Raw genomic sequence first — 21,128 nt, 5'->3', positions numbered from 1 at the left:
GCACAACCGCACATCCGTGTGTCCCGGCGAGCGGGGAGCAGGCGGACGGCAGGCGGACGGCAGATGGGCAGTCGATGGGCAGCAGGCCGCTATTCATGGCCAGTTGACGCTGTGGAGCGGCTGATTGCCGTCTTGTCATGGCCTGTTTGCGGCGTTTACTTTTGCCCCTCCTGACGCATGTCGAGGGGGTCCCCATGGCCGTACGCGGCCGGCACCGCCGGTATCAGCCGACAAGGATCAACCGCGCCTCGCTCACCGTCACGGCGGGCGGCGCGGGCATGGCGCTCCCCCTCATCGGCGTCGGCGTCGCGCACGCGGCCGATGCGGGCACCTGGAACAAGGTCGCCGCCTGTGAGTCCAGCGGTAACTGGAGCATCAACACGGGCAACGGCTATTACGGCGGACTGCAGTTCACCCAGTCGACCTGGCAGGCCTACGGCGGTACGGCGTACGCCGGGCGCGCGGACCTCGCCACCAGGAGCCAGCAGATCGCCGTGGCCGAGAAGGTGCTGGGGGGCCAGGGGCCGGGCGCCTGGCCGGCCTGCTCCCCGCGCGCCGGTCTCACCCGGGCTCACTCCGAGCCCCGATCCGGCGGGGGAGGCGCCGATCCGGGCACCACACAGGCCGGCGCGAAGTCCACCGACAAGCGGTCCGTCCGTGAGGTGGCACCGGAGACCACACCCCAGTCGCAGGCGGGCACCGTCGAGATGTACACGGTGGTGCACGGCGACACGCTCTCGGGCATCGCCGACACCCATCATGTCGACGGCGGCTGGCAGCGGTTGTACGGCGCCAACCGCGCCACGGTCGGCGCGGACCCGGATCTGATCCTGCCCGGCCAGCACCTGGACCTGAGGGCCGAGGCCCCGGCGCCCGCCAAGCCTGCGGCCACCCGGCACGCGCCCACCCGGCCCCCTCGGTCCACCACCGGCAAGACCACGTCCGGGAAGACCACATCCGGAACGAACAAGGCCGGAACGAACAAGGCCGGAACGCAGACCCCGTCCCGGAAGAGCACGTCCGACCGGAGCGCCGCCTCCCACTCCGCCGGCAGCCATGCCCTGGTCGCCCCGGTGAACGCCGACACCGGCACCCCGTACCACGCCGCGGGCTCGTCGTGGTCGAAGGGCTATCACACGGGTGTCGACTTCCCCGTGCCCACCGGCACCTCGGTCCGGGCGGTGACGGCCGGGCAGGTGGTGAGCGCGGGATGGGGCGGTTCCTTCGGCTATCAGATCGTGGTCCGGCACGCCGACGGCCGCTATACGCAGTACGCCCATCTGTCGGCGATCTCCGTGAAGGAGGGGCAGACCGTGGGGGCCGGCCAGCGCATCGGCCGCTCCGGCTCCACGGGCAACAGCACGGGCCCGCATCTGCACTTCGAGGTGCGGACGGGGCCCGGATTCGGCAGCGACATCGATCCGGTCGCCTATCTCAGAGCGGGAGGCGTCAGCCTCTGAGCTGACGGTCAGGATCTCTACGCTCCGAGCTGACGGTCAGGACCTCAAACGGGTGCGGTGCCGGTCGAGGGCGGGCACCGGGACGAACGAGCCGTCGTGGAAGGGGCCGTACCGGCAGGACGGTCCCCCGCCGGGGCGGGGCAGCGCGTCCAGATCGCCGTACGAGGGTGCCGCGTTCGGGGCGGACGCCTGTGCGGGCAGCGGGATCAGCGGCTCACGCAGCGGCTCCGTACCGGTGACGCACCCGGGGACCGCCCCCTGGACGGCCCCCGCGAGCCGCGGAACCGTTCCCGCGACGGCCCCCGGAACCGCCTCCGGTACCGCCTCCGTGGCCCCCACCGTGTCCTGCCCGTCGCCGAGCCGTTCCGTCGTCAGCAGGATCAGTCCGCCCGCGGCGACCACGGCGCACCCCAGGGCGAGCACCGTGCCCGTGGTGCCGTGGCGGAAGCTCTCCCCGAACAGGGTGAGGCCCACGGCGGCCGCCACCACCGGATTCACCACCGTCAGGGTGGCCAGGGGCGCCGCGAGGCCCGCGCCTCGGTAGGCGGCCTGGGACAGCAGGATGCCGGCCGTGGCGAACACACCTATCACCGTCAGGCTCGGCACCTCGGTGAGGGCGATCCCGCTCGTCCAGTCCACCGCGACCGTCTTGGTGAACACCGAGGACATACCGAACGCGGCGCCGGACCCCACGGCCAGCAGCACACTGCGCACCGCCGGATGCCGTCGCGCCGCGCGCCCCGCGATCATCAGCGCCACCACGCCGCCGGCGGTCGCCAGGGCCACCAGCAGCCGCTCGGCATCGTTCAGGGAGCGGGCGTCGGAGGCGCCGACCAGGGACAGCAGACCCGCGAGCCCCACGGTCGCCATGACGGCGCCCCGCCAGGCGGTCGCCCCGGCCCTGCGGCCCACGAACAGGGCCGCCATCGGCAGGGCGAACACAATGGTCAGCGCGCCCAGCGGCTGCACCAGGCTGAGCGGACCGTAGGCGAGCGCCACCACATGCAGCAGTCCGCCCAGACCGTTCAGCACCACGGCGGCCCACCAGGCGGGGCGGCGCAGCGGCGCATAGGTCCGGTCGGGACTGGACACGGCGACCTGCTCCTGCACGATCGCCCCGCCGGCATAGGCCACGGCGGAGACGAACGACAGCAGCACGGACAACGCGAGGGCGCTCATCAGCGACTCCTCTGCGTGGGACCGGGGCGTGGGGCCCGGTACGACGAACGCTCGGCTCTCATGACGAACACGATGCCGTGCGCGGCTCTTCCCGTCGTCCTTCCTGAGCGGTCATCGGGTCATACTGCCGATGGAGTACGAGTGCCCCGCGCTCCTCCCCAAGAGGGGTGACCGTACCCATGTCGCCCTGACGGCCATCGCTCTCGGGGCATGGGGTACTACTGACGTTCGTGGATCTCGACCCCGGACTCGCCGCGCTGGGCGCCCTCGGCGGCTTCTTCGTCCTGCGCACCGGAGCACCGCCGAGCATGCCGGGCCGCCCGCTGCCGACCCTGGCCCAGGCCTACGCCCCCGCCGCGCCCGACCCCCTCGGCGGAGTGCACGGGGATCCGCTGGCCTTTCGCGTCCGCAAGGTCGCCCGGAGCCTGCACGCGCCGGAGATCCGGGTCGCGGCCTCCCTCACCCACCAGGGACTGGCGGCCCGGCTCTGGTCGGTCGCCCTCGGCTGTGCCGTGCTCTACGGGCGGGTGCCCGATCTGGACCCCCGGCTGCTGCACTGGGACCCGGACGGCACCATGCCGGACGAACTCTGGTTGAGCGAGGTCCGCCCGCTGCCCGTCGGGTCGCTCGACGCCGTGGTGCGCGAGGCGCATCTGGTGCCGCTCACGGCCGCCCTGAACTCCCGGTACGGCGTCTCCCGTCGGCTGCTGTGGGGCAACGCGGGTTCCGCCCTCGCGGGCAGTGTGCGCATGTTCGGCGACTGGGCGCGGGCGGGCGGCCGTACCGAGGTGGCCGAGCGGGCGCGTGCACTGGCCGCCGAGTCGTTCGGGCACCCCGGTCTGTCCGGCACCCTCGACCCCGTCACCGGCCGCCGCCGCAGCTGCTGTCTCTACTACCGGCTGCCCGGCGGCGGACTGTGCGGCGACTGCTGCTTCGACCGCCCGCCCGGCCGGGGCTGAGACCCGCAGGACTCCGCTCCCGGGGTCACCCGCGGCGGCGCGCACCGGGCGCCGATCCGCGACGCGTCCCGGAACAACCCCTTCGGGTCCCCGGGAAACTGACGCTCCGCCAGCACCATGTGGGCAACGACGTCGATCCTCCGGAGGACTTCCGAGATGAGATGGACCCGGTGCCCGCGCCTCGCCGTGGGCGTGGTGGCGGCCTCGGCCCTGTGGTTCCCGCCGCCCGCCCAGGCCGCCCCGCCGCCCGACGGGGGCCTCACCGACCTGGTCAACCCGTTCATCGGCACCCAGAACGAGGGCAACACCTTCCCCGGCGCCTCCGTGCCCTTCGGCATGGTGCAGCTCTCACCGGACACCGGACACCGAACCGGCTACGACTACACCGGCAACCGGATCCGCGGCTTCTCCCTGGTGCATCTCTCCGGCGTCGGCTGTGCCATCGGGGGCGACCTGCCGGTGCTGCCCACGACCGGAGACGTCACCGAGACGGACTACGCCAAGTACGCCACCACGTTCAGCCACGCCCATGAGCAGGCGAGCCCCGGTTACTACCGGGTCGGGCTCGACAACGGCGTCCGGGCCGAACTGACGGCCACCGAGCGCACCGGTGTGCAGCGCTACACCTTCCCGGCCACCGGCAAGGCGAACGTCCTGCTCAACGCGGGCCAGTCGCTGCACAGGAACGTCTCCTCCACGGTGGAGATCCTCGACGACCGCACCGTGCGCACCACGATCACCGGCAGCGGCTTCTGCCGCTCCACCCGGCCGTACACGGTGCACACCCTGACCCGCTTCGACCGCCCCTTCACCGCGCACGGCACCTGGTACCAGGACTCCCTCACCCCGGGGGCGCGCAGGTCCTCGGGGCCGGGTCGCAACGGCGCCTATGTCACCTTCGACACCACCAAGGACCGCACCGTGGAGGCGACCACCGCGCTGTCGTACGTCGACGCGCGCGGCGCCGAGGTCAACCTCGCGGCCGCGCACGCCGGTTCGTTCGCACAGGCCCGGGAGGCCGCCCGGCGTGCCTGGGAGGACCGGCTGGGCACCGTACGGGTGCAGGGCGGCAGCGCCACCCGGCGTGCCGCCTTCTACTCCTCCCTGTACCGGTCCTTCCTGGCGCCGAACATCGGCAGCGACGCGGACGGCCGCTACACCGGCTGGGACCAGCGGATCCACCGGGAGAGCGGCTTCCGCTACTACCAGAACTGGTCCCTGTGGGACACCTATCGCACCCAGTCCCAGCTGCTGTCCCTGCTCGCGCCGCGGGAGGCGCGGGACATGGCGATCTCCGTGCTCAAGGTCAACAAGGAGGGCGGCTGGCTGCCCAAGTGGGGCTACGGGCCCGTCGAGACCAACATCATGAGCGGCGACCCGGTCACCCCCTACCTCACCAACGCCTATCAGCAGGGACTGCTCAAGGGCTACGAGGAACGGGCCTACCGTGCGCTGAAGAAGAACGCGGACGGCGTGCCGCCCGCCGACACCATGTACACGGGCCGGGAGGCCAACCGGGAGTACCTCGCCCATGGCTTCGCGCCGTACGTCAAGGGTCGCCCGTACGCCAAGACCGGTGACTCCGACTACCATCACGGCGGCTCGGTGACCCTGGAGTACGCGCTCTCGGACGCGATGCTCGCCCAGATGGCGCGGGGCCTCGGCCATCAGGCGGACGCGGCGCGCTATGCCGCCCGGTCGCGGAACTACCGCAATGTCTTCGACCCCTCGACCGGCTTCTTCCGCGCCCGGGACACCTCCGGCGCCTTCGCCGGACCGGCCGACCCGGCCAGGAGCGAGGGCTTCCACGAGGGCACGGCCTGGCAGTACCAGTGGCTCGTGCCGCAGGACCTGCGCGGGATGATCGGCCTCATCGGCGGCGAGAAGGCGGCCGGCGACCGGCTCGACGCCTTCTTCGCCTACGACCGCCTGATGAAGGACCCGGTGAAGACCACCCGCGAGGTGTGGGTGCACGGGCCCTACGCCTACTACAACGCGGACAAGTACAACCCGCAGAACGAACCCGACCTGATCGCCCCCTACACCTATCTGTCGACGGGGCAGCCGTGGAAGACGACCGATGTGGTGCACGCCGCGCTGACCCTGTTCACCGACGGGCCGACCGGGATGACCGGCAACGACGACCTCGGCACCATGTCCGCCTGGCATGTGCTGTCCTCGATCGGGATCTTCCCGGTGCAGCCCGGCTACCGCACCTGGGGACTGACCACGCCCGTCTTCGAGCGGGTCGACCTGACCCTGGACAAGGCGTACTACCCGGGCGGCCGGCTGACCGTCACGGCGCCGGGCACCTCCGACGGCCGGCGCTACATCCAGGGCGTGCACATCGGCGGACGGTCCTATGAGCGGACGTTCGTCACCACCGACACATTGCGCCGCTCGGGAAGGGTGGACTTCACGGTTGGCGCGCGGCCGTCCGGGTGGGGTACGGCGCCCGACGCGGCGCCCCCCGTGCTGCGGTGACCGGTGTGCCACCCGGGTCCCGCCCCCCTTCGAGGGGCGGGACGTCATCCGAATTTAACTGAGCGTAGCGTGATCGTACTTGACCGTAATCGTCCTTCGGGGGTTGACTTCTTGGGCACCCGTCGTCGATGTGAGGCAAGCCCGTGACTTCCGACCTGCTCGCACCGCTCGACCTGGCGTTCTGGAACATCGAGTCCGCCCGGCACCCGATGCATCTCGGCGCCCTCGGGGTGTTCTCCTGCCACTCGCCCGCCGCGGGCGCCCATGCCGCCGATCTGCTGGCGGCCCGGGCCGCCGCGGTGCCCGGACTGCGGATGCGCATCCGTGACGTCTGGCTGCCGGACGTACGACTGCGGCGGGACCTCGCCGCCGGGCGCCTCCCGCTCGCCCTCGGGGGTGCCGCCCGCGAAGCCGCTCCCGACTTCGACCCGCTCGACCATGTGCGGCTGCACGCCCCCACCGACGACTTCCACGCCGTCGCCGGGGGGCTCATGGAGCGCCCGCTGGAGCGCGGCAAGCCGCCGTGGGAGGCCCATGTGCTGCCGGGGAAGTCCGGCACGTCCTTCGCCGTGCTCTTCAAGTTCCACCATGCGCTGGCCGACGGACTGCGGGCCCTGACGCTCGCCGCCGCCATCATGGACCCGATGGATCTGCCGGAGCCCCGGCCGCGCCCCCAGCAGCCCGCCCGGGGCTTCCTGCCGGATGTGCGCAAGCTGCCGGACATCCTGCGCGGCGCGCTCGCCGATGTGGGCCGCGCCCTCGACATCGGCGCCTCCGTGGCGCTGTCCACCCTCGGGATGCGCTCGTCGTCCGCCTTCACCTCCGAGCCCAGCGGCACCCGGCTGACGGCCGGTGTCGCCGTCGACCTCGACGATGTGCACCGGGTACGCAAGTCGGCGGGCGGCACCGTCAACGACGTCCTCATCGCCGTGGTCGCGGGCGCGCTGCGCCGCTGGCTGGACGAACGCGGCGACGGCAGCGCGGGCGTCGAACCCCGGGCCCTGATCCCCGTCTCCAACCGCCGCCCGCGCACCGCGCACCCGCAGGGCAACCGGCTCTCCGGCTATCTGATACGGCTCCCGGTCGCCGACCCGGACCCGCTGGAGCGGCTGCGCAGCGTGCGCACCGCCATGGACCGCAACAAGGACGCCGGACCCAACCGGGGCGCCGGCGCCGTCGCACTGCTCGCCGACCATGTCCCGGCCCTGGGGCACCGGCTGGGCGGACCGCTGGTCAGCCAGGCCGCCCGGCTCTGGTTCGACATCCTGGTCACCAGCGTGCCGCTGCCCAGCCTCGGTCTGAAGCTCGGCGGCAGCCCGCTCGACGAGATCTACCCGCTCGCCCCGCTGGCCCGCGGCCAGTCCCTGGCGGTGGCGATCTCCACCTATCGCGGGCGCGTCCACTACGGACTGGTCGCCGACGCCAGGGCGGTTCCTGACCTGGAGCGGCTGGCCTGTGCGGTGCCCGACGAGGTGGCGACCCTGCTGACGGCCTGCCGCACCTGAGCGGCCGGTCACGGCCCCGAGCGGGCGGTCCGTACACCCGTACGGGCCGCCCGCTCCGTCCGTCCCGCCGCTTAATGATCACCACGCGTTTGGAGACCCGGCCGGGCGCTCCGTAACATTCCCTGTTCGAAAGCGAGCGCGGTCGGAGCGCTGCGCGGGTGAGCGAGGAACGGCAGCGCGATGACGGTGACACAGGACGGCCCGGTGGGCGGCGATCCGGCGGTGGTGGACGAGGAGTCCCACGGACCCGGCATCGACCCGGAGCGGCTCGCCGTCTGCCTCGGCGTGCTGGAGGAACTCGACACCATCGATGTGGACCACCCCGACGCGATCAAGGTGCGCCGGGCCACCTCGCACATCTACCGCACGGTCAAGCAGCGCCGCCGCCAGGAGCGCCGCGCCGCCAAGACCGCCCATGACAAGGCGGTCACCGAGGCCACCGCGACCGGCTCCGCGCAGCGCATCGACGACGAGACCGAGGGCATCCTGCCGTCGTCGGCCACCGAGGCCGGCCGGGTCGCCGGGATACTCCGGCGCCCGCGCTCCTGCTATGTCTGCAAGAGCCGCTATGTCGAGGTCGACTACTTCTATCACCAGCTCTGCCCCCGGTGCGCGACCGAGAACCGGGACCGCCGTGACGCCCGCACCGACCTCACCGGCAGGCGCGCCCTGCTCACCGGCGGCCGCGCCAAGATCGGCATGTATATCGCCCTGCGGCTGCTCCGGGACGGCGCCCACACCACGATCACCACCCGCTTCCCCAACGACGCGATCCGCCGCTTCAAGGCCCAGCCCGACAGCGACGAGTGGATCCACCGGCTGAAGATCGTCGGCATCGACCTGCGCGACCCGGCCCAGGTGGTGGCGCTGGCCGACTCGGTGGCCGCGGAGGGCCCGCTGGACATCCTGATCAACAACGCGGCGCAGACCGTACGCCGCTCCCCGGCGGCCTACAGCGAGCTGGTGGCCGCCGAGTCCGCGCCGCTTCCCGCGGGCGAGCTGCCCTCCGCCGAGGTCATCGGGACCTTCGGCTCCGGGGCCGTGGCGGCGCTGCCGGTGGCCGCCGGCGGCGCGCTGACCGCGCAGGACGTCACCGACCTCGCCCTGGTGTCGGGATCGGCCTCGCTGGAGCGGATCGCGGCCGGTACGGCGATCGACGCGGGCGGACTCGTCCCCGATCTGCACCACACCAACAGCTGGATCCAGGCCGTGGAGGAGGTCACCCCGGTCGAACTGCTGGAGGTGCAGCTGTGCAACTCCACGGCGCCCTTCATCCTGATCAGCCGACTGCGGGCCGCACTGAGCGCCGCACAGGCCCGGCGCACCTACATCGTGAACGTCTCGGCGATGGAGGGCGTCTTCGAGCGCGGCTACAAGGGCGCGGGCCATCCGCACACCAATATGGCCAAGGCCGCCCTGAACATGCTGACCCGCACCAGCGCCCAGGAGATGTTCGAGAAGGACGGCATCCTGATGACGGCCGTCGACACCGGCTGGATCACCGATGAGCGCCCGCACCCGGACAAGGTGCGCCTTGCGGACGCGGGCTTCCACGCTCCGCTGGACCTCGTCGACGGAGCGGCCCGGGTATACGATCCGATTGTGCGCGGCGAGCAGGGCGAGGACCTGTACGGCGTCTTCCTGAAGGACTACGCGCCCGGGAAGTGGTGAGCCCGGCAGCGGTCCGAAGGACGGTGACGCGCCCCCTGTGACGTGTGGCCCGGCGCCGACCGGGAACTCGGACTCCGACGAGCACCGCGCTAGGAGTTCATATGACCTCTCCACACGAGATCGACCCGCACGAGATCGACGGTGTCGATCCACGCGCCGCCGGCGATCCGCGCAATGTCTACCCGAGCGACGAGCGGTTCTATGGCTCCGACCGTCCGGTGAACCCCCTCATCCCGGAGGACCGGCCACGTGGGGGCCGCCGCCCTCCGGCCCCGATGAAGCACCGCGGGACCTGGGGCACCGTCGCGCTGATCGCCTGCATCATTCTGCTGATCCTGGTCGGGATCGCACTCTTCCCGTGAGGGAGTGAACCGGACTGAGTCCCGTGAGGGAGTGAAACGGACTGAGTCCCGTGAGGGAGCGAACCGGACGGAGTCCCGAGAGGGAGTGATGCCTGACCGCGAGCGGTCGGGGACGGTACGTCCCGGAGGCGCAGTCTCCGGGACGCCGCCTTGCCCGGGGGCGGATCAGCGCCGGATGCGAGGTGCTTCCAGGGGCCGTGAGTCGGCCGCAGGCTCCCGGGACGGTGCCGTGCCCGGGCCGGCTGCGACGGCGAGAAGCGTCAGCACGGCACAGGCGGCGTAGACCGTGCCGGGCCAGGCCAGGAGCGCCGGGTACGGGTCGGGGTGCGCCAGACCGTCCTCCAGCCGGATCAGGAGCGGGACCAGCCGGGACACCGTGGCGACGGTCCAGACCGCCAGCGTGACCCGGTGCAACAGCCGCCGCCGGCCGGGGCCGTGAGCCAGCCAGATCATGGCCGGAAGGCACCAGACCCAGTGGTGGCTCCAGGAGATGGGGGACACCAGCAGCCCGTACAGCCCGGCGGTCACCAGGATGCCGAGCCGGTCCCGGCGCCGTGCGGCGCTCCACAGCGCGTACCCGGTGAGGAGGGTGGCCGGCGCCAGCGCCGTCCACCAGGCCGGGGAGGCGAGGGCGCCCTGGCCGAGGAGCCTGCCGACGGCGCCGCGCAGGGACTGGTTGCGCACCGACCAGAAGGGGCCGATGCGCTGAGTCTGAGTCACCAGGCCGAACCAGTAACGCGCCGACTCCCCGGGAGCGACGGCCCAGGCCAGCGCGGTGGCCCCGGCCGCGGCGAGGACCGCCCAGGCCGCTGCCCGCCACTGCCGGGTGGCCAGCAGATACAGGCCGCCGAAGGCCGGGGTCAGCTTCACCGCGGACGCCAGACCGAGGGCCGCCCCCCGGATCTGAGGCGTGTGCGGCGCGGCCAGTGCCGCCAGCACCGGGGCGAGCAGCAGCAGATTGACCTGCCCCTGGTCCAGCGTGTGGCGCACCGGCTCCAGCCAGAGTCCGCCCGCCGTCCAGAGCATGACACGGGACCGGGAAGGACCGCCGCGGCCGCCGCGCAGCAGTCGCTCGGCGCCGGAGCAGATCACGGCGAGCGCCGCCACGGAGGCCGCCTGCCACAGCACCACCGCGACGGTCCGGGGCAGCCAGGACAGCGGCAGGAACACCAGGGCGGCGAACGGCGGGTAGGTGAAGGGGAGTTCGGGGATCGGCGGGGCGGTGTGCAGCCGGTAGTCGTACAACTCGCCGGAGAGCAGCAGGGGAGCGGCCTCACGGTAGACGCGCAGGTCCAACGGCGACGGCGAGAAGAAGACGGCGGCAAGGGTGTGGAGGACCAGGGACGCGGCCAGGAACCACCCGGCACGGCGGGCCGCCCACCGTCCGAACGCACGGGCCCGGGGCGCGGCGGATCCGGGTCGGCGGCACATCAGGGAGAGTCTGGCGCGGCCCGAGGAGCCGACGGGCCCATTACTCCGGTGGCAGCGTGTCGCGCCCCGCCGGGCGGACCCGCCTCGTGCGGGCGTCGGCCCCGGCGGCCTCAGTCCAGGGCTCCCAGCCGGGACTGCCGGGCCGCCACCAGTTCGAGGACCGTCCGCCAGTCCTCCAGCACCCCGGCGTCCAGACAGTCCACCGTCGCCGCCTCGTCCGCCTGCCGCAGGGTGACCGCGTCACCGGCCAGCGGATCGCGTTCGAAGGCGGCGGCCTCCGAGGGGGTCATCGGCCCGTCCTGGCGGGCGGGGACCGGAGCGCCCGGTGCGGACGGCCCGCGCCCCGGCGGGAACGCGCCCAGATAGCGCCGCGCGGCCCCGTGCAGGCCCACCAGCCGGGAGACCCGCTCGCCGAGCAGCGGCCGTATCGCCCGGGCCGCGCGTTGTGCCCGGTCGGTGTGATTGGTGTCGTCGCCGGGCCGCAGCAGCCGGCCGATGCCGTGCACCAGCCCCGCCACCTGAAGTTCCTTGTCCGCGGGGTGACTTCGGCGCAGCAGTGCGGCCGTCCGCAGGGCGTGGTCATAGGGATCGACCGGATCGCCGCTGCCGCCCGCGGTGTTCCGCGCGCCCCGGGGCGCGTGCAGCAGATCCATCAGCTCCTCGACGCTGCGCAGCTCCATGCGTCAGTCCTCCCGCGAGAAAAGCCGTTACCGTCCGTCAGCACAGCATGGCGAGCTTGCGGGGCGGCCAACGGGACTTGAACTGAGCACGGTACGCACCCTCCCGTACACCTGCTGTACTGGTGAAAAGCGCGAAGGTTAAGCCGATCGAGTGACTCTTAAAAGGGGTGATTCAGTTCAAAATGGCTGATAATCAAGGTGAAGTGAGGTCCGGGGACATAAGACCGTTACCCGGTTGTTTCGGCCCCATCGAGCGGGCCGCCGCTCATTTGGTTACTCTGGTCGATGCGGACAAACTCGGGGTCCACCCACACCCACGGTCCGTCCCGGGACAGGCCGGTCACCACGGCTCGACTCCCGTACGAGTTGCCGGCGCCACCGCGTCCGAATCGGTTCTTGACTCAGCCCCGAGCGGACGTCGAGGTCACAGCGGCAGACTGGGCCGGTACGTCCCGAGGGTTACCCGACACATAAGGAGTGCGCGGTGACACCGGAGAAGACACATCACGAACAGAGCCCCACGGAAAGCCTGGAGCGCGGAGGCCTCCGGGCCGAGAAGAAGCTCGGCAGTCTGGAAGTCTGGGCCCGATCCGCCCCCATCCGTCTGGCCGGTTACGAGGACGACCTCGCCGAGCCCCATATCCTGCCGAGCGTCGACTGAGTTCACGGGGACCTGTTCGTGATCCCCTGACGGCATGGGCGTGCGGAGTCGCGCCCATGCTGATTCAGAGAAACCGCGGCCGGCTCGCTACCGCAGGCCGATGTGGACCGGGCCGCCGGTGGGGGAGACCCCGTCGAGCAGGCCCGAGGGGACGCGGAAGACGCGTCCGGGGGCGGCGGGCCAGGCGAGCGTACGGCGGCTGACGACCCGTCCGTCCTGGCGCACGGTCACCTTGGGGAAGCGGACGAACTCGTCGGTCCACAGCAGCAGTCGGCCCCGGGCGGGCGCCGGGTCCTGCGGCCGCAGCAACTGCGGGGCGACCCAGCGGAAGGGCGCGTCCGCGATCAGACGGACCCCCTGGTCGGAGGGGCGCTCGCCGTTCAGATAGCGGACGACCTGCTCGGCGACATGCTTGCCGTCGAGGGCGGCGACATCCGCGGTGTCGACGGGATGCAGCAGATTGCCGGCCGCGAAGACGCCCGGCAGGCTGGTGCGCAGCGCGGTGTCCGTCAGGGGGCCGAGCGTGCCGGTGTCCAGGGTGATGCCGGCGGCACGCGCCAGTTCGTGGTCGGGGATCCAGTCACCGGTGAAGACGACGGTGTCACAGGCGACCGTACGACGCCGGCCCGTGTCCAGATGCTCGATCTCCACGGCCTCGCAGCGGCCCTTGCCGATGATCCGGGTGACCCGGCTCCGCGTCGCGACGGGCACGCGCAGCACGGTGCGTCCGGCCGCGTTGAAGGCGCCGTAGGACTCCGCCTTCGGATACTGGCTGATCATGAGGGCGGGGGTGCAGCCCGCCTCACGCAGGGTGACGGCCGCTGACCAGCTCACCAGTTCACCGCCGACGATGACGGCACGCTTGCCGACCGGCCGGTGATGGAGATGGACGAGGTTCTGCAACTGGCCGGTGGTGTAGACACCGTGCGGGCGGTCACCGGGGACCCGGCGCGCGGTACGGGGGCGTTCCCGGGCACCGGTGGCCAGCACCAGGGCCCTGGGACGGATCCGGTAGCGGCCTTCGGGGCTGGTGACGTCGAGGGTGTCCGCGTCGGCCCAGCCGGTGACCATGGTGCTGGTGCGGATCTCCGCCCCGGCCGCCGTGGCCGCCTGGAGCAGATGGCGGGCGTAGGCGGGCCCGGACATGACGCGGTGCAGGTCGCGCAGGCCGTAGCCGGTGTGGTCGCTGTGGCGGGGGATGCCGCCCGCGTCCTGTTCGCGGTCGACGACCAGGATCTTCCCGGCGCGGCGGCCCGCCAGCTCGGCGGCGGCGGTCAGGCCCGCGGGTCCGCCACCGATGATGAGGACGTCGGGGGTGATCAGGCGCGGCTGGTGGGTCATCGGTTGTCCTTGTGCTGGCTGCGGCAGCCGTCGTCGGTCTGGTGCTGTTCGAGCAGGGCGGTGACGGCCGCGCCGCAGAAGAAGCCCTGGCAGCGGCCGTTCATGACGCGGGTGCGGCGGCGCAGCCCCTCGAGGGTGCGGGCGGGCAGCGGGGCATGGCAGGCGTCCCGGATCTCGCCCTCGGTCACCCGCTCGCAGAAGCAGACCACGGTGCCGTAGGCGGGGTCGCGGTCGATGAGGTCGCCGTCCTGGTAGGGGCGGAGCGTGGCCTCGCCGATGTTGGGCATCCGGGGCGGGGGCGGCAGCTCCTCGCGGGTGCGCAGCGGCAGGCCCGCCTTCTCCAGCAGGCCGCGGACATGCTCGGCGATGGCGATGCCCGCGGTCAGCCCGGTGGAGCGGATGCCGCCGACCAGGAGATAGCGCTGCTCGGGAGAGGCCTCGATCAGATAGTCGGAGCGGTCGATGGCGGCCCGCAGCCCGGCGTAGCTGGCGGTGACCTCCTCGGCCAGCAGCCTCGGCATCAGCCGCTCGCCCTTGGAGAGGAGGAAGGCGTAGCCGTCCTCCGAGGTGGCCGTGTCCGTGCGGTCGGTGAGGTCCTCGGCGGTGGGGCCGAGCATCACATTGCCGTAGATGGTCGGGGAGATCAGCACGCCCTTGCCCCGGGAGGTCGGCACCGGGAGCACGATCTTGTTCACCAGGGGGCGGGTGAGCTTGTCGAAGACGAAGAGCTCACCGCGCCGGGGGGTGACGGTGAAGCGGTCGTGGCCGAAGAGCCGGTCGATGTGGTCGGCGCCCAGGCCCGCGGCGTTGACCACCCAGCGTGCCCGCACCTCACCGGCCGCGGTGTGCAGGGTGGTCGCCTCGGTGCCCTCCTCGACACCGGTGACGGCGTGCTTCAGCAGGATCGTGGTGCCGCGCTGCCGGGCGTCGGTGGCGAGCGCGAGATTGGTGGTCCAGGTGCAGATGATGGACTCGTCGGGCACGGTCAGCCCGCCGAGCACGCCCTCACCGAGGTCGGGCAGGGCGGCGTAGACCTCGTCGGCGTCGACGATCCGGCACCGGGTGTAGCCGTTGGCCTCGGCCTTCTCCTTGAGGCCGGGCAGCGCCTCGAGCTCCTCCTCGTTCCAGGCCACCAGCACCGCGCCGGTGTGCTCGACGGGGATGCCGGTGGCTTCGGCATAGGCGCTCAGCAGGTGATAGCCGCGGGCCACCAGCCTGGACTCCAGGGTGCCGGGCTTGGCGTCGAAACCGGTGTGCAGGATCGCCGTGTTGGCCTTGCTTGTTCCGTCGCCCACGTCGTCGCGGGCCTCGAGCAGTGCGACCGAGACATCGCATCCGGACAGTTCGCGCGCGATCGCCGCGCCGACGATACCGCCGCCGATCACCGCGACGTCGTAGACGCCGTCGTGGGGGGAGCGGGGGGTGGCGGTCATGAGTGATCTCCCTTGGTGGCGCCGGCCGTCGCGGCCCGCGCCCATGTGCTGCGGAACTCCTCGGCCCGGTCCGCGGACCAGCGGGGTTCATAGACGGTGGTCGGCTTCCAGTCGCCGACGGCCTCGGCGAGGCCGAGCGAAGGATCGAGGGCGCAGCGGGCCAGGGCGGCCGCGCCCAGCGGGGTGGCGTGGGCGTGGGGGTAGATGTCGACGGGGATCTGGGCGATGTCGGCCTGCGCCTGCATCAGGACGGCCGAGTTGGTCAGTCCGCCGTCCGCGCGCAGCCGGGTCAGCGGCTCGCCGAGGTCGGCCGCGACCAGTCCGCACAACCCGGCGACCTGCGCGGCGATCCCCTGAAGCAGGGCCAGGACGAGATGCTCGCGACGGGTGGCCAGCGTCATCCCGGTGAAGGAGGCGGTGGCGTCCGGCGCCCACCAGGGGGCGGCGAGCCCGGCGAACGCGGGCACGCACAGCACGCCCTCGGCGTCGGACGCGGCCAGCTCGTCCAGCTCGGTCGCCGACCGGATGAGGCCGAGGTCCTGGAGCCACCGCACCGCGGAGGCGACGGTGTAGACCTGTCCGTCCACGCAGTACGGGGTGCGCCCGGCCGCCCGCCAGGCCACCGAGGTGGTCAGCCCGGCGCTGGAACGCACCGGGTGCAGTCCGGTGTTGGCCAGCAGGAACGCCCCGGTCCCATAGGTGCACTTGGCGGTGCCCTCGTCCAGACAGGCCTCGGCGACCAGGGCCGCCTGCTGGTCGACGATCAGGCCGGCCACCGGCACCTCGGAGCCGAAGGCCCGGGTGGTGCCGACGATCTCGTCGCAGGCGACGATGCGGGGCAGCCGCTCCTCGCCCAGGCCGAACAGCCCGGCGAGCTCGCCGTCCCAGGAGGCGCTGTCCAGATCGAGGATCAGCGAACGGCTGGCGGTGGCGGCGTCGGTGACGAACTCGCCCGTCAGATGGTGCACCAGCCAGGTGTCGGTGGTGGTCACCACACCCTCGCGGGTGAGGTTGCGGCGCAGCCAGGCCATCTTGGGCGCGGAGAAGTACGGGTCGAGGACGAGCCCGGTGCGCCGGGCGATGTCCTCGGCGTGCCCGGACAGCTCGGCGCAGATGCCCTCCGCCCGGCGGTCCTGCCACACGATGGCCGGCGACAGCGGTGCTCCGGTGGCCGGGTCCCAGGCCAGGACCGTCTCCCCCTGGTTGGCCAGGGCCACACAGTCGACCGGGCGGCCGGCCGCGCTCACCGCGCGGCGGCCGGCGTTGAGGACGGAGTCGAGCAGTTCGTGCGGGTTCTGCTCGACCCCGCCGCCCGGGAGATAGGTGGGACGGACGGTCTCCTCGGCGATGGCGACCACGCCTCCCGTCGCGGCGTCGACGACGACTGCCTTGGTGCCCGAGGTGCCCTGGTCGATGGCGAGGACGGCGGTCATCGTACGGTCCCTCCCGCGGCGTCGGCCGCGAGCGGTTCGGTGGCGTCGAGCGCGCGGTCCACATCGGCCATGTCGGGCATGGTCAGCCCGGAGCGGCCGCGTCGGACCAGCAGGCCCGCGAAGTAGACGGCACCGATCGCGAACAGCACCAGCACATAGGTCCAGGGGGCGCGGAAGGAGCTGTCCCGGAAGATCAGCAGCTCGTACACCAGCCAGACGCCGGCCACCACCAGCACCGGGATCTCCCAGCGGCCCAGGGCGAAGCCCTTGGACGGCGGCAGCGAGCGGCGCTTGATCGCGTACATCAGGACCGTCCCCGCGTAGATGATGGCGGGCAGCAGCGTACCGGCGGAGAACAGCTGGAACAGGGCGTCCGTGGAGCGGGAGAAGACCGCGAGGATGATCTGGGCGATCAGCATCATGAACACCGAGGCGTTCAGCGGGGTCGAGGTGCGCCGGTCGATGCGCCGGAGCAGCTGCCAGCCGGGGAAGCGCTCGTCCCGGGACATCGCGTACACCAGCCGGGTGCCGCTGAGGGTGATCACCAGTCCGCAGGAGAAGATCGAGACCACGACGAGGACCAGCAGGATCTTTCCGACGACCGAGCCGAGCACTGCGGTGATCACGGTGGCCACCGGGGTCGCCGAGTCGCCGACCCCGTCGATCCGGCCCGCCGCGGCGGTGACCGCGATCAGGAACAGGAAGCCCAGCACACCCAGCGAGAGCACGGCCTGCACCATCGCCTTGGGGATCACCCGGGCCGGGTTCTTGGTCTCCTCGGCCAGGTTGGCCGCCGACTCGAAACCGACGATGGTGAACGCGCCCAGCAGGAAGGCCAGGGCGAACGGTCCGGCGTGGGTGCCTCCGCCCAGGCCGTAGTAGCCGCTGGCGGGGACCGTGCCGGTGTCGAAGAGATGGGCGAAGTCCAGCTTGCCGGTGAAGGCGCCCACGGCGAACAGCAGCACGGTCAGCGCGATCATGCCGATCAGCTGCACCGTCACCGCGACATTGTTGACCCGGTGGGTGGTGCGCGTGGAGGCGGCCACCAGCACGGACTGGAGCAGCACCACACCGGCCGTGATCACCCAGGCGTTCTCGGTGGTGCCGACATAGCGGAACAGCTCGGGAAGGATCGTGGAGGCGATGGTGTAGTCCACCGCGATCAGGACCACCCCGAGGAAGGCGAACGAGATCCAGCCCATGATCCAGCCCCATACCGGGCCGACGATCCGGGACACCCACTGGTAGGAGTAGCCGCTGATCGGGATGCGGGCCGCGAGGGCGCCGAAGACCAGGGCGATGGACAGCTGGCCGATCACCGAGATCGGCCAGGCCCAGATGCCCCGCGGGCCGGAGGTGGCGAGCACCGATCCATAGGTGGTGAAGATGCCGGTCGCGATGGACACGAAGCCGAAGGCCACCGAGAACGAGGCGTACCAGCCCAGCTCCCGCGCCATCTGCGGCTTGTGCTCACCGCTGCCCTGACCGTCCGGTCTCGGTCCCAGCGGGCCTGCGTCTGCGTGTGCCATGTCTCGTTTCCCTGTCTCAGGGTGCCCCGCGGTGGGCGCGGGAGCCGGTGGATGGGGAGCAACCGAACGTGGTCGGCTCCTGGACGTGTCCCGGGGCGGGGTCTGCCCGGGGCCTGTCCGTCGGGGCGGCACGGTCATGGCGGTGCGCCGACCGTGGCCGCTGTCGGGCCCGAGATGGTCGTTCCGGGTCGGACGCCCGTGTCTGACCGTTTCTGTGGATACCTGACCGTCGGTTGCTGAAAGTGTGGACCTCTGCCTGGGTGGCGTCAAGGGTTCGTTTTTCTGCGACCTGCCGGTCAGGGCCCGGACCGCTCTCCGGGGGCGCGCGCAGTGGGCGCATCCGACGGGGCCCGGCCCCGTACGGGCGGGGAAGTGCGCGACGCCCCGATCGAGGTTACTCCCGACGTAGAATGCAGTCAGTTATCCACAAGAGCGGTCAGCAAACCCAAAGGAAGTGAGCCGTGCTCGCTGCCGAGCGCCATCGCAGAATCGTCGCCGAGATCGGCCGGCTGAAGTTCGTCACCACCGACGACCTCACCACACTGCTGGGCGTCTCCCATGAGACGGTGCGCCGGGATCTGGCCCTGCTCGAGCGGCGCGGAGAGCTCTCCCGGGTGCACGGCGGTGCCACCAGCCCGCAGGCGCCGGTCGGTGAGGAGGCGCCCTTCAGCGAGCGCAGCGGCACCCTCGCCCTGGAGAAGGAGGCCATCGGCCGTGCGGCGGCGGCCCTGATCGAGCCGAACCAGACCGTGGTCATCGACGTCGGCACCACCGCGCTGGAGGTGGCCCGCGCGCTGCCCGCCGACCATGTCGGAGTGGTCGCCACGCCCTCCCTGCTGGTGGCCGCGGAACTCAGCACCCGCCCCCGGGTGGAGGTCCTGGTCAGCGGCGGCCGGCTGCGGGCCGGTGATCTGGCCTGCTCCAGCGCACAGGCCGTGGAGTTCTTCGGTGATCTGCGCGCGGACGCCGTCTTCGTGGGGTCCGGCGGCATAGCCCCCTACGGACTGACCGACTTCCATCTGGACGAGGTCGCCACCAAGCGGGCCATGCTCGCCAACGCCTCCCACCGGTACGTCCTGGCCGACTCCAGCAAGTTCGGCCGTACGGCCGCGCACCGGGTGTGCGAACTGGACGGCTTCGACGCCGTGATCAGCGACAAGCCGTGCCCGGCCGAACTGCGCACCGCCCTCAACCGGGCCGGCAGCAGACTCATCGTGGCCTGAGGCCCGGCGGTGCGCCGGCTCCCGAGCCCCGCGCGGCGGTACGGGTCCGGTGGGTGCCGGCCGCTCAGTCCTCACCCCTGACGATGTTCGACTCCGGTCCACGGCGCGTCCCGGGGGCGGTCCGGTCCTCGACGGCCGGAACACAGGTGCGCAGGCTCTTCTCCCGGGGGACACGGGACTGGGCCCAGCCCGTCTCGGGCGGGTGGACGACGGGGTTGTCGCTCGACTGTGCGGTCACGACGTCTCAACTTCCTTCTGCATCCGAAGGCCGCGGGACCTCGGCGTTCCGGCCTCACGGCACCTGCCCGCCGAGTTCCCGTCGACGGGCCGGGAAAACGGCCGCCGGGCCCGGCGGCCTCGCGCCGCGACCGGGAAAGGTCCGCGGTTCGCGAGGCCCGGCACGGCCGGCGACGGGGCGCGGCCTGTCACCGGTGGGCGGCTTTCCTGCGCGGAGCCGTCGCGGTTTCCGCAGCGTGGTCCAGCGGGATCGCCGCGAGCCCTTCGCGGGTCACGCGCTCGGTGCCGCTCCCGGCCCGTCACCGGGCGTCCCCGCGCCCTCGGGCGGGCGGCTCCGTCCGGGGGCGCCGGTCAGGCGGGGGCCTCGGGGCAGCCGCCCCGCGCCGGCCCCGTGCTCTCCCGTTCGATCAGCCGGGGCACCGGAACCCGCACCGTACGCGCCGGGCCGCCGTCCAGCAGCGCGGTCAGCTCCCGGGCCGCGGTCACCCCGAACGCCACGGTGTCGCGGGAGAGCGCGGACAGCCACGGCTTGACCATCCGGCACAACGCCGAGTCCTCCCAGGCGACCACCGAGACATCGGCCGGCACCGAGAAGCCCAGCTCACCCGCGGCGGCGACCCCGGCCACGGCCATCACATCGTTGTCGTAGACCAGCGCGGTCGGGGGAGTGTCCCCGGTCAGGACGCTGCGGGTGACGGCGGCGCCCTCCGCGTCCGAGTAGTCCGTGGTCACCGACCGCACCTCGGCCGGTCCCCGCCGCTCGGCCTCGGCGCGCAGCGTACGGATGCGGCGCTCGGTGTGCTCAAGGCCCGGCAGACCCGCGATATGCACGATCCTGCGGTGCCCCAGTGCGTACAGCTGGTCGACCAGCGCCGCCATCGCGCCCGCGTCGTCCGCCCAGACCGTCGACAGGCCCGGATGGTGCGCGTCCGGCACACCGCCGATGACCACCGCGGGCAGGCCCAGCTCGTCCAGCAGGCCGGGACGCGGATCGTCCGTGCGCGGATCCACCACCAGCACGCCGTCCACCCGGTGCTCGGCCCACCAGCGCCGGTAGACGGCGCACTCGTCGGCCACGCTCTCCACCACCTGGAACAGCAGGCCCAGATGGCGTTCCGCCAGCACCTCCTGGATGCCGGAGATCAGCTGGAGGAAGAAGGAGTCCACGCCCAGCGTCTCCGCCGGGCGGGCCAGCACGAAGCCCACCGTCGCCGCGCCCTCGCCGGAGAGCTGGCGCGCCGCCGTGCTCGGTCGCCAGCCCAGTTGCTCGGCCACCCGGCGCACCCGGTCACGGGTGACCTCGGAGACCCCGGGCCGCCCGTTGAGCGCGAAGGAGACGGCGCTCTCGGAGACACCGGCGCGGCGCGCGATGTCCTTCATCGTGGGTCTGCGTGCGGGGGACCGCTTGGCCGGCACGTTGCTCCGCCTCTTTCCCGGGAGGATCACTAATGCGCTTGAGCGCAAGGAGCCTAAAGCGCATTAGTCGATGTTGGCAAGTTTTAACTCGCACCGCTCTGACCTGTACTAATGCCCCTTGGAT

General features: G+C 72.2%; 17 protein-coding genes. 8 read left to right on the top strand and 9 right to left on the bottom strand.

Going from position 1 to position 21,128, the window contains the following annotated elements; genetic code table 11:
* Nucleotides 1-194: 194 nt before the first annotated feature.
* Entirely contained in the window at nucleotides 195-1,460 is a 1,266-nt protein-coding gene (locus CP978_RS05490; RefSeq protein WP_043438007.1) for a transglycosylase family protein, read from the top strand.
* A gap of 36 nt (nucleotides 1,461-1,496) precedes the next feature.
* Here CP978_RS05490 and CP978_RS05485 read toward each other — a convergent pair whose 3' ends face one another.
* Entirely contained in the window at nucleotides 1,497-2,639 is a 1,143-nt protein-coding gene (locus CP978_RS05485) for a DMT family transporter (protein WP_043438005.1), read from the bottom strand.
* Nucleotides 2,640-2,869: 230 nt separating this feature from the next.
* Between CP978_RS05485 and CP978_RS05480 the strand changes: the two genes are divergently transcribed.
* From CP978_RS05480 to CP978_RS05460, 5 genes are all read left to right on the top strand, one after another.
* Nucleotides 2,870-3,598: a (2Fe-2S)-binding protein gene (locus tag CP978_RS05480; RefSeq protein WP_043438003.1), complete on the top strand. Its 729-nt coding sequence runs from the start codon at nucleotides 2,870-2,872 to the stop codon at nucleotides 3,596-3,598.
* Between the two features lie 156 nt (nucleotides 3,599-3,754).
* The gene (locus tag CP978_RS05475) at nucleotides 3,755-6,082 is read left to right on the top strand and encodes a GH92 family glycosyl hydrolase (protein WP_150478148.1); all 2,328 of its coding nucleotides are present in this window, start codon (nucleotides 3,755-3,757) and stop codon (nucleotides 6,080-6,082) included.
* 143 nt (nucleotides 6,083-6,225) lie between these two features.
* The gene (locus tag CP978_RS05470) at nucleotides 6,226-7,587 is read left to right on the top strand and encodes a wax ester/triacylglycerol synthase family O-acyltransferase (protein WP_043438001.1); all 1,362 of its coding nucleotides are present in this window, start codon (nucleotides 6,226-6,228) and stop codon (nucleotides 7,585-7,587) included.
* Nucleotides 7,588-7,767: 180 nt separating this feature from the next.
* Nucleotides 7,768-9,258, top strand: a complete 1,491-nt coding sequence (locus CP978_RS05465; protein ID WP_043438000.1) for an SDR family NAD(P)-dependent oxidoreductase — start codon at nucleotides 7,768-7,770, stop codon at nucleotides 9,256-9,258.
* Nucleotides 9,259-9,359: 101 nt separating this feature from the next.
* Nucleotides 9,360-9,620 carry a hypothetical protein gene (locus CP978_RS05460; protein WP_052454027.1) on the top strand — a complete coding sequence of 87 codons (261 nt, stop codon included), beginning with the start codon at nucleotides 9,360-9,362 and terminating at the stop codon, nucleotides 9,618-9,620.
* A 165-nt stretch (nucleotides 9,621-9,785) separates the two neighbouring features.
* Here the strand turns inward: CP978_RS05460 and CP978_RS05455 are convergent, their stop codons facing one another.
* Both CP978_RS05455 and CP978_RS05450 read right to left on the bottom strand, forming a co-directional pair.
* Nucleotides 9,786-11,051, bottom strand: coding sequence for a glycosyltransferase 87 family protein (locus CP978_RS05455; RefSeq protein ID WP_052454026.1), 1,266 nt, complete (start codon nucleotides 11,049-11,051; stop codon nucleotides 9,786-9,788).
* Between the two features lie 110 nt (nucleotides 11,052-11,161).
* Nucleotides 11,162-11,731, bottom strand: coding sequence for a metal-dependent phosphohydrolase (locus CP978_RS05450; RefSeq protein WP_043437999.1), 570 nt, complete (start codon nucleotides 11,729-11,731; stop codon nucleotides 11,162-11,164).
* Nucleotides 11,732-12,215: 484 nt separating this feature from the next.
* Between CP978_RS05450 and CP978_RS34785 the strand changes: the two genes are divergently transcribed.
* The gene (locus tag CP978_RS34785) at nucleotides 12,216-12,392 is read left to right on the top strand and encodes a hypothetical protein (RefSeq protein ID WP_167748004.1); all 177 of its coding nucleotides are present in this window, start codon (nucleotides 12,216-12,218) and stop codon (nucleotides 12,390-12,392) included.
* A gap of 87 nt (nucleotides 12,393-12,479) precedes the next feature.
* On the opposite strand, the gene CP978_RS05445 is transcribed toward CP978_RS34785, so the two are convergent.
* The 4 genes from CP978_RS05445 to CP978_RS05430 are packed head-to-tail and all read right to left on the bottom strand — an operon-like array spanning nucleotide 12,480 to nucleotide 18,128.
* Nucleotides 12,480-13,733: an NAD(P)/FAD-dependent oxidoreductase gene (locus tag CP978_RS05445; protein WP_174498610.1), complete on the bottom strand. Its 1,254-nt coding sequence runs from the start codon at nucleotides 13,731-13,733 to the stop codon at nucleotides 12,480-12,482.
* Nucleotides 13,730-15,166 (bottom strand): NAD(P)/FAD-dependent oxidoreductase, encoded by a 1,437-nt coding sequence (locus CP978_RS05440; RefSeq protein WP_043437997.1) that lies wholly within the window; start codon nucleotides 15,164-15,166, stop codon nucleotides 13,730-13,732. Before CP978_RS05440 ends, CP978_RS05445 begins: the two co-directional genes overlap by 4 nt.
* Nucleotides 15,163-16,599, bottom strand: coding sequence for an FGGY family carbohydrate kinase (locus tag CP978_RS05435; protein ID WP_043437995.1), 1,437 nt, complete (start codon nucleotides 16,597-16,599; stop codon nucleotides 15,163-15,165). Before CP978_RS05435 ends, CP978_RS05440 begins: the two co-directional genes overlap by 4 nt.
* Complete coding sequence (locus tag CP978_RS05430) at nucleotides 16,596-18,128, bottom strand: APC family permease (RefSeq protein WP_043437994.1); 1,533 nt, start codon at nucleotides 18,126-18,128, stop codon at nucleotides 16,596-16,598. Before CP978_RS05430 ends, CP978_RS05435 begins: the two co-directional genes overlap by 4 nt.
* 461 nt (nucleotides 18,129-18,589) lie before the next feature.
* Between CP978_RS05430 and CP978_RS05425 the strand changes: the two genes are divergently transcribed.
* Nucleotides 18,590-19,351: a DeoR/GlpR family DNA-binding transcription regulator gene (locus CP978_RS05425; protein WP_043437991.1), complete on the top strand. Its 762-nt coding sequence runs from the start codon at nucleotides 18,590-18,592 to the stop codon at nucleotides 19,349-19,351.
* A 64-nt stretch (nucleotides 19,352-19,415) separates the two neighbouring features.
* Here CP978_RS05425 and CP978_RS34780 read toward each other — a convergent pair whose 3' ends face one another.
* Entirely contained in the window at nucleotides 19,416-19,589 is a 174-nt protein-coding gene (locus tag CP978_RS34780) for a hypothetical protein (RefSeq protein ID WP_167748003.1), read from the bottom strand.
* Between the two features lie 350 nt (nucleotides 19,590-19,939).
* A complete protein-coding gene (locus CP978_RS05420; RefSeq protein WP_043437989.1) occupies nucleotides 19,940-21,004 on the bottom strand; it encodes a LacI family DNA-binding transcriptional regulator in 1,065 nt (354 codons plus the stop codon).
* Between the last annotated feature and the right edge of the window lie 124 nt (nucleotides 21,005-21,128).

The organism is Streptomyces nodosus (assembly GCF_008704995.1).
Taxonomy (GTDB): Bacteria; Actinomycetota; Actinomycetes; order Streptomycetales; family Streptomycetaceae; genus Streptomyces; species Streptomyces nodosus.
The sequence above is the reverse complement of the archived record's forward strand: the minus strand, read 5'-3'. Positions and strand labels throughout refer to the sequence as shown.